The organism is Symbiobacterium ostreiconchae (assembly GCF_055396975.1).
The window spans coordinates 223944-235660 of record NZ_AP042454.1; the positions used below are offsets into that span (position 1 = coordinate 223944).

Annotated in this window: 9 protein-coding genes; all 9 read right to left on the reverse strand. The window is 67.8% G+C overall.

The genetic code is table 11. The features are described from left to right. Nucleotides 1-301: 301 nt before the first annotated feature. Nucleotides 302-1021, reverse strand: a complete 720-nt coding sequence (locus ACZ5UM_RS01060; protein ID WP_464846366.1) for a hypothetical protein — start codon at nucleotides 1019-1021, stop codon at nucleotides 302-304. A 762-nt stretch (nucleotides 1022-1783) separates the two neighbouring features. Next, complete coding sequence (locus ACZ5UM_RS01065) at nucleotides 1784-2200, reverse strand: CoA-binding protein (RefSeq protein WP_464846369.1); 417 nt, start codon at nucleotides 2198-2200, stop codon at nucleotides 1784-1786. A 71-nt stretch (nucleotides 2201-2271) separates the two neighbouring features. After that, on the reverse strand, nucleotides 2272-3561 hold the full coding sequence (locus ACZ5UM_RS01070) for an O-acetylhomoserine aminocarboxypropyltransferase/cysteine synthase family protein (RefSeq protein WP_464846372.1): 1290 nt from the start codon (nucleotides 3559-3561) through the stop codon (nucleotides 2272-2274). Beyond that, nucleotides 3554-4582: a carbohydrate kinase family protein gene (locus ACZ5UM_RS01075; RefSeq protein ID WP_464846375.1), complete on the reverse strand. Its 1029-nt coding sequence runs from the start codon at nucleotides 4580-4582 to the stop codon at nucleotides 3554-3556. The genes ACZ5UM_RS01070 and ACZ5UM_RS01075 overlap by 8 nt, the downstream gene beginning before the upstream one ends. A gap of 95 nt (nucleotides 4583-4677) precedes the next feature. Next, complete coding sequence (locus ACZ5UM_RS01080) at nucleotides 4678-5532, reverse strand: class II fructose-1,6-bisphosphate aldolase (protein ID WP_464846377.1); 855 nt, start codon at nucleotides 5530-5532, stop codon at nucleotides 4678-4680. A 133-nt stretch (nucleotides 5533-5665) separates the two neighbouring features. Next, a complete protein-coding gene (gene ilvB / locus ACZ5UM_RS01085; RefSeq protein WP_464846381.1) occupies nucleotides 5666-7381 on the reverse strand; it encodes a biosynthetic-type acetolactate synthase large subunit in 1716 nt (571 codons plus the stop codon). 18 nt (nucleotides 7382-7399) lie between these two features. Beyond that, nucleotides 7400-9088, reverse strand: a complete 1689-nt coding sequence (gene ilvD, locus ACZ5UM_RS01090; RefSeq protein ID WP_464846384.1) for a dihydroxy-acid dehydratase — start codon at nucleotides 9086-9088, stop codon at nucleotides 7400-7402. 30 nt (nucleotides 9089-9118) lie between these two features. Continuing rightward, nucleotides 9119-10015 carry a branched-chain-amino-acid transaminase gene (gene ilvE, locus ACZ5UM_RS01095; protein ID WP_464846386.1) on the reverse strand — a complete coding sequence of 299 codons (897 nt, stop codon included), beginning with the start codon at nucleotides 10013-10015 and terminating at the stop codon, nucleotides 9119-9121. A gap of 74 nt (nucleotides 10016-10089) precedes the next feature. Beyond that, on the reverse strand, nucleotides 10090-11661 hold the full coding sequence (locus ACZ5UM_RS01100; protein ID WP_464846388.1) for a 2-isopropylmalate synthase: 1572 nt from the start codon (nucleotides 11659-11661) through the stop codon (nucleotides 10090-10092). Nucleotides 11662-11717: the final 56 nt, after the last annotated feature.

The window sequence follows — 11717 nt, forward strand, 5'->3', positions numbered from 1 at the left end:
CCCTGGGCACTTCCAACCCGGCCCATCTTCGGCATCACGCGCCCGCCCTGGGCACTTCCAACCCGGCCCATCTTCGGCATCACGCGCCCGCCTTGGGCACTTCCAACCCGGCCCATCTTCGGCATCACGCGCCCGCCTTGGGCACTTCCAACCCAGCCCATCTTCGGCTCCCGCGCCCGCCCTGGACACTTCCAACCCGGCCCATCTTCGGCATCCCGCGCCCGCCTTGGGCACTTCCAACCCGGCCCATCTACGGCTCCCGCGCCCGATCTGGGCACCTCCAGCCCGGCCCATCACCGCATCACGCGCTGGCCGTGAGCATCCCGAGCTCCGGCAGATCGCTGTCCCGCCGGAGGTTACGGGCCAGCTTCCGTACGACTTCACAGTACCAAACCATATAGTGTTCCAAATATCGGGTGGCGATTCCGTTGAACTGGCGGAACCACCCATAAGCATACTCAGGCGCGGCAGGCAAGTCCGCCCAGTACTCTTCGGCTTCCGTCTTCCTGTCATACAGCAAGGCAAGGGCCCGGTTTGCGTCGCGGAACTGAAGGTTGCTCTGCCTGCACGCGGCTTCAAAATGGCGCTGCTGGTAGGCATAGACCTCCGAACCCGGTCGAAGCAGGGCCTTAAGCCCCGTGGCCAACCGGTCAGCCGTCACTCGCCCCTGACCGAGGTGGAACAGCTGGTACCCCTGTTCATTCTGGGCCACCAGGATGACGTTGGGCCGGCCGTCGGCCAGCAGGCGGAAGCGCTGATCGGTCCGGGTGGGATCGAGAACCCCCTTCCGCAGCCAGTGGTCGTAGCCCCAGCTCCCAGGACCGTTGCAGATGCGGCTGCCCTTCTCCGAATAGCGAATGTAGAAACAGCCCACGCAGACCCGACCTTCCAGTTGCGTGCGCGGCTTCTGCGCCAGGACCGCCAGGGCGCGGTGGCGCCAGCGGAAAGCGGTGGACAGGCTCACCCCCAACCGCGCCGCCACCTGGCGCAGCGGCAGGAAATCGACAAGCAGGCTGACCATTTCGTTCCATTCCTTCCGCTTGCGCAGCCTGAACGCCGGTGTGCCGGTCACCTGGCTGAAAGACCGGCTGCACGACCTGCACAGGTATCGCTTGACCCGTGTGCCGTCCTTCCGCGTGTAGCATCCGTGACTCTGGACCGCCGCTGCCTGACAGTGGAAGCAGATGACAGGCCGGTCAGCGCTGCTGTTCACGGTCCGCTCAGGCCCCTTTCCTGTTCGGTATCTGTTCCCATGATAACCGAACCGGAGTTCCCTGTCAAGCAGTTTCTGAAATTCTGTAGACAGAACAAGAGCGTCCGCATTTTGGAGGGCCGCGGGTCGGGGGTCGGGGGGTTAGGGTCCGGGGGGCGGGGGCCCGGCTGCCGGGTCAACTGCCCACACGGGCTGCGAACAGCGGAGATGGGCCGGAGATGGGCCCCAGGCACAGGTCGGGCAGACTGGTGAGCAACCCACACAGAATGCGAACAGCGCAGATGGACCGGCGACGGACCCCGGGGCGCAGGCCGCAGATCGACCCCAAGCGCAGTCCCGACAGAGCCCGGGCACCAACCCACACGGAATGCGAACAGCGCAGATGGACCGGCGACGGACCCCGGGGCGCAGGCCGCAGATCGACCCCAAGCGCAGGCCCGGCGGAGCCCGGTCAGCAACCCACACAGAATGCGAACAGCGCAGATGGACCGGCGACGGACCCCGGGGCGCGGTGCGCACAGCGAAAGAAAACCGGGGCACGCCCTTCAGGGCCGCACCCCGGTCCTTCTCTTACCTGCCAGCTTTCACGGCCTCCTTGTAGAGGCAGCGGTCCTGCACGGCAAGCAGGCCCATCGCCTCGGCCTCGGCAACCGCCTCGTCGTTCACGACGCCCTCCTGCATCCAGAGCACCTTCGGCTTCGTCGCCATCTCGCCGATCTCCCGCACCACATCCAGAGCGTACTGGGGCGCGCGGAACACCTGCACCACGTCCACCGGGAACGGGATCTCCTTCAGTGACGCGTACACCTTCTCCCCCAGAATCTCGCCGCCCTTGGGGTTCACCGGCACGATGCGGTACCCGCGGCGCTGCATCTCCTGGCTCACATGGTAGCTCGGACGCGCAGGGTTGTCGGACAGCCCCACCACCGCCAGCACCTTCGGCCCGTTCAGCACCCACGCCACCGTGTTGGGATCGTTGACCGCCACGCCAATCCCCCTCCTTGCACGTATGTCTCAACAATTGAGACGTACGCGAAAGGCCTGACGGAATGGTCGGTTCACGCGCCGGCCATGGCCTTCTCCAGCGCCTGTTCGAGGTCGGCGATCAGGTCAGAAACGTCTTCGAACCCCACGGAAACCCGGATCAGGTCATCGCCCACACCGGCCGCCTCCCGCTGGGCCGGCGTCAGCTGACTGTGCGTCGTGGAAGCCGGGTGGATCACCAGCGATCGGGCATCCCCCACGTTGGCCACGTGGGAGAAGAGCCGCACCGAATCGATGAACCGGGCCCCGGCCTCCAGACCGCCTTTCAGCCCGAAAACCAGCATGCCGCCGTAGCCCCCGCTCAGGTAGCGCTGCGCCAGCGCGTGATCGGGATGGCTGGGCAGGCCGGGATACCGGACCCAGGCCACCGCTGGGTGCTCCGACAGGTACCGGGCGATCTCCATCGCGTTCTCGCTGATGGCCCGCATGCGCAGGGCCAGCGTGTCCAGCCCCAGAAGCAGCAGGAAGGCGTTGAACGGCGACTGGCAGCCGCCCAGGTCCCGCAGCATCTGAGCACGGACCTTGGTGATGAACCCGGCGCGCCCGAAATCGACGGCATAGCGCACGCCGTGATAGGAGGGATCCGGCTCGGTGAAGCCCGGGAAGCGGGGCGAGTTCCAGTCGAAGTTGCCCGAGTCCACCACCACGCCGCCCATCGCGACACCGTGGCCGCCAAGCCACTTGGTCGCCGAGTGGATGACCAGGTCCGCGCCATGCTCGATGGGCCGGCACAGGATTGGCGTGGCAAAGGTGTTGTCGATGACCAGCGGCAGCCCGTGCTCGTGCGCAATGGCCGCCACCCCGGCGATGTCGAACATGTCCAGGCGCGGGTTGCCGATCACCTCGCCAAAGATCAGGCGGGTCCGCGGGGTGATGGCCCGGCGGAAACCCGCCAGGTCACCCGACTCGACGAAGCGGGCCGTAATTCCCCACTTGGGCAGGGTGGTCGCGAACAAGTTATAGGTCCCGCCGTAGAGGCTGGAGGAGGTGACGATCTCATCGCCGGCGTTGCAGATGGCGAGCACGGTAGCCACGAGCGCGGCGTGGCCGGAGGCGAAGGCAACAGCCCCGATCCCGCCCTCCAGCGCGGCCACGCGCGCCTCGAACGCCGCCGTGGTGGGGTTGTTGATGCGCGTGTAGATGTTGCCCTCCGCTTCCAGCGAGAAGAGCTGCCGGGCGTGCTCGGTGGACTGAAAGGCATAGGCGGTGGTCTGGTAGATGGGCACGGCCTGCGCGCCCGTCACCGGATCGGGCTGACAGCCGGCGTGAACCGCCAGGGTCGCCGGATGGTAGCGGTCAGACATCGCGCTCAACCTCCAACTGCTGCATGATCTCGGGGGGGAGCACCGGCCGGGCGCCCACCCGGGTCACCACCTCCGCCCCCAGCCGGTTCGCCCGGACCGCGGCACGGTAAGGATCGAGGCCCCGCCGGAGACCGTCGATCAGGGCGGCGCCCCAGGCATCGCCGGACCCCGTGCCGTCCACCGGCGGGGCCGAGGGCACCGCAGGAGGCACATAGGTCAACTGCACGCGCAGCGCCATCTCGCCGGCGGCATCGTCCGACCGCACGTGCTGCGCCGGCTCTCCGGCTACCTCGTCCGACTGCAAGCCCACCGCCGGCTCCACAGCGGCGGCGGCGACGGCCTGTGCAAGCAAGGCGCCCTCCGGCCCCAGCTTCACCGCCACCAGCTCAGCTCTGCGGGCCAGTTGGCGGGCGGCATCCTCCAGGTCCGAGCATCCGGTAAGCGCCAGGGCCTCATCGCGGTTGGGCATGAGCACCTGGATGCCCTCCGGCAGATCCAGCCCGTGCCGGCGGATGAACCCCGCAGAGGAGGGATCGAACGAAATCGGCACCCCTGCCTCGCGCGCCAAGGCGAGAGCGCGGTCCAGCGCCCGGCGGGTTTTCTCCCAGAAGAAGGCGTAGCCCGTGGCATGCAGCCACCCGGCAGTCCGGATGCTCGCTTCGGGCAGATCGTCCGGTCCGAGGAAGTGGTTCGCCCCCCGGGGAACCATCATGTGCCGCTGCACGCCGTCGCTGAACAGCACCAGGACCGCCGTGGGGTGCACCGGATCCACTGCCGCGTGCACCTCGACACCTTCCGCGCGCATGTCCGCCACCAGCGCCCGGCCCAGCAGGTCGTCACCCACCCGGGTGGCGAAGGAGACCGGGCTGCCCAGCCGGCGGGTCCAGACCGCGAAGTTGGCCGCCGACCCGCCGGGGGAGGACCGCACCTCGCCTGGGGTGTCGGTGTCGGGTTCCAGACGTCCGGCCGCTGTGGCCACCACATCGAGGACCAAGTCGCCGAAGGTGAACAGATGCTGCAAAGGCTGATCTCCTCCTGTGCAAGGAACGATCGCCGTTGGGTAAGTTTCCCCAGCGGCGATCGCAACTCCTGGTCTGGACTTTCCCGGTGCAACCGCTAGGCCTTCCCGGCGCAGCCGAAGAGCCGCATCTTCTCCTTGATGTGCTCCTTCAGCACGTCCCGGGCCGGGGCGAAGATCTTGCGCGGATCGATCTCGTTGGGCTTCTCCGCCAGCTGCCGGCGGATCTCGCCCAGGAAGGCCTGCCGCAGCTCCGTGTCGATGTTCACCTTGCGGATGCCCAGCTCGATGCCCTTGCGCACATCTTCCTCCGGCACGCCTGACCCACCGTGCATCACCAGGTAGGCGCCGGTCTGCTGGTGCACCTCGGCGATGCGGTCCAGCGCCAGCTTCGGCGGCAGCTTGTACGGGCCGTGGGCCGTGCCGAAGGACATCGCCAGGGCGTCGACCCCGGTGGCCTGGTAGAACTCGATGGCATCCGGGACGGGCGTGAGCATGGCATCCCGCTCGTCGACCGCGATGTCATCTTCCACACCGCCGATCTTGCCGATCTCGCCCTCGACGGAGACCCCCACTGCGTGGGCGATCTTGACGATCTCGCGGGTCCGGGCGATGTTCTCTTCCTTTTCATACTGCGACCCGTCGAACATCACCGAGGTGAAGCCGGCGCGGATGCAGGCCATGATCGTGTTGAAATCGGTGCCGTGGTCCAGGTGCAGGACCATGGGTACCGTGGCCTTCTCCGCCGCGGTCTTCACCATGCCGACGATGTAATCAAGGCCGGCGTACTTGATGGCCCCCTGGCTCGCCTGCAGAATGACCGGAGAACGGGCCTCCTCCGCCGCTGCGACGATGGCCTGAACGATCTCCATGTTGTTGCAGTTGAAAGCGCCGACCGCGTACTTCCCAGCCTGTGCTGCATCGAGGACCGTCTTCAGTGAGACCAGAGTCATCGTCTTGCCTCCCACCGCGCCCCAGGGGCGCCCTTGCTTCTAAAGTGGAGTGTTATGCCAGCCGTATCGGTGCTTCCTATCGGGAGAGCTATAGATTCTTTCAATATCTCCGGTCACCTGCACATCCGACCGGCTACCGAGTGGCCTTCTGCAGCAGGGCCTCGGTGTTGGCACCGCCAGGCGGCACGATGGGGAAGACATTTTCCTCCTCCTCCACCACGACTTCCAGAAGCACCGGACCGTCGTGCCCCCGGGTCTCGGCCACCGCGGCCTCCAGCTCCCCGAGCCGGCGCACCCGCAGGCCCTTGATGCCGTACGCCTCGGCCAGCTTCACGAAGTCCGGCATGCCCCGCCGCAGGTCGACCTCCTTGTAGCGGCCCTTGTAGAACATCTCCTGCCACTGGCGCACCATGCCCAGGTAGCCGTTGTTGAGGAGCACGATCTTCACCGGCAGCTGCTCCTGCACCACGGTGGCCAGCTCCTGGATGCACATCTGAACCGAGCCGTCGCCGGTGATGAGGACGACCTCACGGTCGGGCCGGCCGATCGCGGCGCCGATCGCCGCGGGCAGGCCGAACCCCATCGTGCCGAGCCCGCTGGACGAGAGCCAGGTGCGGGGCTCCGTGCGGGTGCAGTAGTGCGCGGCCCACATCTGGTGCTGGCCGACGTCGGTGGCCACGATGGCCTCCGGGCCGAAAGCCGCCTGCACCGCCTGGATCACCTGCTGCGGCTTCGGCACCCCGGCGGGATCGGTCGGGATCTCCTCGCCCCGGCGCACGCCCCAGAGCGGGAACTGCTCCTGCCAGGCCTGCACCTTCGCCCGCCACTCGGGCAGGGACTGGGACCAGTCGCCCAGCGCCTCGTTGAGCTGTGCCAGGACGTTGCCGCAGTCGCCCACCAGCTGGATGTGGGAGGTGAGGTTTTTGGACATCTCCGCCGGGTCGATGTCGATGTGGATGATGCGCGCCCGGGGCGCAAACCTGGAGGCCATGCCGGTCACCCGGTCGTCGAAGCGCATCCCGCAGGCGATCAGGAGGTCGGCGTTGGCCACGGCCCGGTTGGCGGCGAAGGTGCCGTGCATCCCCACGAGCCCCAGGCAGAGCGGATGGTCCATCGGGAAGCCCCCGAGACCCATCAGGGTCTCCACCACCGGGGCGTCCATGCGCTCCGCCAGGGCCCGGAAGGGCCGGGCGGCGTCCTCCGACGAGACGACCCCCCCGCCGCAGATCAGGACCGGCTGCCGGGCGGCCTTGATGGCGTCGGCGGCCGCCGCCACCGCGTCAGGGCTCGCCTCCCGGTACACCCGGTAGCCCGGCAGGTGGATCCTGGGCGGATACTCCCAGCGGACCTGCGCGTTGGTCACGTCCTTCGGGATGTCGATGAGGACCGGGCCCGGCCGGCCGGTGCTGGCGATGTAGAACGCCTCCCGCACGACCCGCAGGAGGTCGCCCGGGTCCGTCACCAAGTAGTTGTGCTTCGTCACCGGCATGGTTATGCCGGTGACGTCGGCCTCCTGGAAGGCATCCCGACCGATGAGCGAGCGCACCACCTGACCGGTGATCGCCACGATGGGCGTCGAGTCCATCATGGCGTTGCAGAGACCGGTCACCAGGTTGGTGGCGCCGGGGCCGGAAGTGGCCAGCACCACCCCGACCTTGCCCGTCGCCCGGGCGTACCCCTCGGCCGCGTGGATGGCCCCCTGCTCGTGCCGGGTCAGCACGTGGTGGATGGGGCTGTCGTAGAGGGCGTCGTAGATGTACAGACTCGCCCCGCCGGGGTAGCCGAAGATGACCTCGACCCCCTCCATCTCCAAAGCCCGCAGCAGGGCGCGGGCCGCCTGCATCTCCATCTGCACGTCCTCCCTTGCTCACTCCTCCGGCGTGCGCAGCACCGCACCCGTATTGGCCGACGTCACAAGGGCGGCGTAGCGCCCGAGCCACCCCCGCCGCACCTTCGGTGCGGGCTTCACCCAGGCCGCCCGGCGCCGCTCCAGTTCCTCCGGAGAGACCTCCAGCCACAGACGGCGGCCGGGGATGTCGATCGTGATCACGTCGCCGTCCTGAACCAGGGCGATGGGCCCGCCCTCGGCAGCCTCCGGCGAGATGTGGCCCAGGCAGATGCCGCGGGTGCCGCCGGAGAAGCGACCGTCCGTGATGAGGGCGACCTGCGTGCCGAGGCCCATCCCCACGATGGCCGACGTGGGCGCCAGCATCTCCGGCATCCCGGGGCCGCCCTTCGGGCCCTCGTAGCGGATCACCACCACGTGGCCCGGCTGCACCCTGCCGCCGAAGATCCCCTGCAGCGCCTCATCCTGCGAGTCGAAACAGATCGCCCGGCCGGTGAAGGTGCTGATGGACGGATCCACCGCCCCCACCTTCAGGGCCGCCCCGTTGGGCGCGAGGTTGCCGAACAGCATCGCCAGGCCGCCGGTCTCGGCGTACGGATCCTCCACCGGGCGGATGACCTCCCGGTTCCGGTTCTCTGCCTCCGTCCACAGCTCGCCGATGGTCCTGCCGGTTACGGTGAGGCAGTGGGGGTGCAACGTTCCCTCCTTGCGGGACAGCTCCTTCAGAATGGCCATGACGCCGCCCGCCGCGTGCACGTCCTCGATGTGCACCTCGTAGGTGGCCGGCGAGACCTTGCAGAGGTAGGGCACCCGCGCGGAGAGCTCGTTGATCCGCTCCAGCGGGTAGTCGATACCGGCCTCGGTGGCGATGGCCAGGGTGTGCAGCACCGTGTTGGTGGAGCCGCCCATGGCGATGTCCAGCGCAAACGCGTTGTCGATGGCCTCCATCGTGACGATGTCCCGGGGCCTGGGGCCGCCGGCCAGGGCCATCTCGACGATGCGCCGGGCAGCCGCCCGCGCCAAGGCCTCCCGCTCGGCGGACTTCGCCAGGGCGGTGCCGTTGCCCGGCAGCGCCAGCCCCAGGGCCTCACAGAGGCAGTTCATCGAGTTGGCCGTAAACATCCCCGAGCAGGAGCCGCAGGAGGGGCAGGCGAGGTCTTCCAGTTCCTTCAGCTCCTCGTCGGTGATCATGCCCCGGCTGTGGGCGCCGACCCCCTCGAAGATGTTGATCAGGTCCGCCTTGCGGCCGTCCTTCAGCCGGCCTGCCCGCATGGGGCCGCCGGAGATGAAGATCGTGGGCACATTCACCCGCATGGCCGCCATGAGCATGCCCGGGGTGATCTTGTCGCAGTTGGGGATGCAGATCATCGCATCCAGCTGGTGCGCCTCGATCACCGTCTCCACCGCATCGGCAATCAGCTCCCGGCTCGGCAGGCTGTACCGCATGCCGATGTGGCCCATCGCGATGCCGTCATCCACGCCGATGGTATTGAAGATGAAGGGCACGCCGCCGGCCTCCCGCACGGCCTCCTTCACCAGGTCGCCGAACTCCTTCAGGTGGACGTGCCCCGGGACAATATCAATGTAGCTGTTCGCAATGCCGATGAAGGGCTTTCCCATGTCGGCGTCGGTCACACCGGTCGCCTTCAGCAGCGCTCGATGCGGAGCCCTGTCGGGCCCTTTCTTGATCATGTCGCTGCGCACCGTCATCCCTCCATCGTCGATGATCCGGCATCCGTCTTAACCGGTCTGCCGTTCCTCCGCATAGATCGGCGTGCCTTCCACCTGCACCCGCCGGCGGAACTCCGCGATCAGGTGCTGGGTGATCTCTCCGGGCTTCCCGGTGCCGATCTTCCGGGCGTCGCACTCCACGACCGGAACGATCTCCGCCGCGGTGCCCGTGAGGAAGCACTCGTCCGCTGTGTACAGATCGTAGAGGGTGAAGGTGCCCTCCTCCACCTCGTAGCCCAGGTCCCGGGCGTACTCCATCACCGCCGCCCGCGTGATGCCGGGCAGGATGCCCAGATGGACCGACGGCGTGATGACGCGGCCCTTCTTCACGATGAAGATGTTGTCTCCGGTACCCTCGCAGACGTAGCCTTCCTTGTTCAGCATCACGACCTCGGGGTAGCCCTGGGTCGCGGCGCTGATCTTGGCGATGATGCTGGTGAGATAATTGAGGCTCTTCACCTGCGGCCAGACCGTATCCGCGGGGTTCCGCCGGGTGGAGACGGAAATCACCTGCATCCCCCGGCTGTAGACCTCCTCGGGGTACAGGGCGATGGAATCGGCGATGCAGACCACCGTCGGCCGGGGACACTTGCGGGGGTCCAGCCCCAGATCGCCCCGGCCCCGGGAGACCACCAGCCGGATGTAGGCGTCCCGCAGGTTCGACCGGCGCAGGGTCTCGAGGACGACCTCCTCCATCTCCTTCCACGAGAGCGGGATCTCCAGCCAGATCGCCCTGGCGGAATCATAGAGCCGATCCAGGTGCTCCGTCAGCCGGAAGACCCGGCCCCCGTAAGCCCGAATCCCTTCGAAAACGCCGTCGCCGTAAAGGAAGCCGTGATCGAAAACGGACACTTTGGCCTCATCGCGCGCATACCACTGGCCGTCCACGTAGATCTGGATGGACACCGCAACCCCTCCCACGCAGTCTCTCTAAGCCCGCTTCCGCTGTGCCGCCGCATCCGGCTCCTTCCGCCAGCGCTTCAGTCTCCGTACGCCCGCATCTGCCAACCCGGCGCCGGATCGTCCGACACCGCCAGTGCGGCCCCGGAGAGGATCTTGTTCATGGCGTTCATGTAAGCCCGGGCAGAAGCCTCGATGACATCGGTGGACGTGCCGCGGCCCGACGCCACCCGGTCGCCGGCCCGCACCTTCACGGTCACCTCGCCGAGGGCGTCCTGCCCCTCGGTCACCGCGTTGAGCCGGTAGTCCAGCAGCTGCCCTTCGAAGCGGGCGGCCCTGTCGATGGCGTGGTAGAGCGCGTTGATGGGCCCGTCGCCCGAGGCGGCCTCCTGGACCACCTCGCCGTCCCGCACCAGCCGGACCGACGCGGTCGCCATCCGCTCGTTGCCTGCCACCACCTGGAAGGACTCCAGGCGGCAGACCTCGGTCACCGTCCGGCGCGCCTGCTCGTCCCCGACGATGGCCACCAGGTCGTGGTCCGTGATCGAGCGCTTCCGGTCGGCCAGTTCCTTGAACCGCCGGAACGCGGCGTCGATCTCGGCGTCGGTGAGCTGGTAGCCCAGGTGCTCCAGACGGGTCCGGAAAGCCGCCCGCCCCGAGTGCTTGCCCAGCACCAGCGACGACTCGGGCACGCCGACGTCCTCCGGCTTCATGATCTCGTAGGTATCCCGGTGCTTCAGCATGCCGTCCTGGTGGATGCCGGACTCGTGGGCGAAGGCGTTGGCCCCAACGATGGCCTTGTTGGGCTGCACGGCGATGCCGGTCACGCTCTGGAGCAGCCGGGAGGTGCGGTAGATTTCCCGGGTGTTGATGCCGGTGGAAACGCCCCACTGGTCCCTGCGTACCCGCAGGGCCATGACGATCTCCTCCAGTGCCGCGTTGCCCGCCCGCTCTCCAATGCCGTTGATGGTGCACTCCACCTGCGTGGCGCCGGCCTCGATGGCGGCCAGGGTGTTGGCCACCGCCAGCCCCAGGTCGTTGTGGCAGTGGACGGAGAACTGCACCCCCTCCGGGGCGTCCACGTGCTCGATGAGGTAGCGGATCAGGTCGTAGTACTCCTTGGGCGTGGTGTAGCCCACGGTGTCGGGCACGTTGAGGATGGTCGCGCCTGCCCGGGCGGCCACGGTAAAGATCTGGACCAGGAAGTTCCAGTCGGAGCGGGTCGCGTCCTCGGCCGAGAACTCGACCTCAGGTCCCAGCGAACGGGCCAGGGCCACAGCGTCCCGGGCCGCCCGCACCACCTCTTCCGGCTTCTTGCGGAGTTTGTACTCCATGTGAATGGGCGACGTGGCAATGAAGGTGTGGATGCGGGGCTTCGCCGCGCCCTTCACGGCTTCGTAACAGCGCCGGATGTCGTCCTCGTTGGCCCGGGCGAGGCCGGCGATCGTGGGCCCTGTGATGGTCTCGGCGATCGTGCGCACGGCGTCAAAATCGCCGGGCGAGGCGGCGGGAAAGCCGGCCTCGATGACGTCGACGCCCAGCCTGCTAAGCTGGCGGGCCACCTCCAACTTGGCCTCCGCCGTCATGCCGAACCCAGGAGCCTGCTCACCATCCCGCAGGGTGGTGTCGAAGATCCGAATCCGCCGCGTCATCGCCATCACCATCCTTCACGCTTGTACTAAACTATCGATCCCCTGTGGGGGACCGC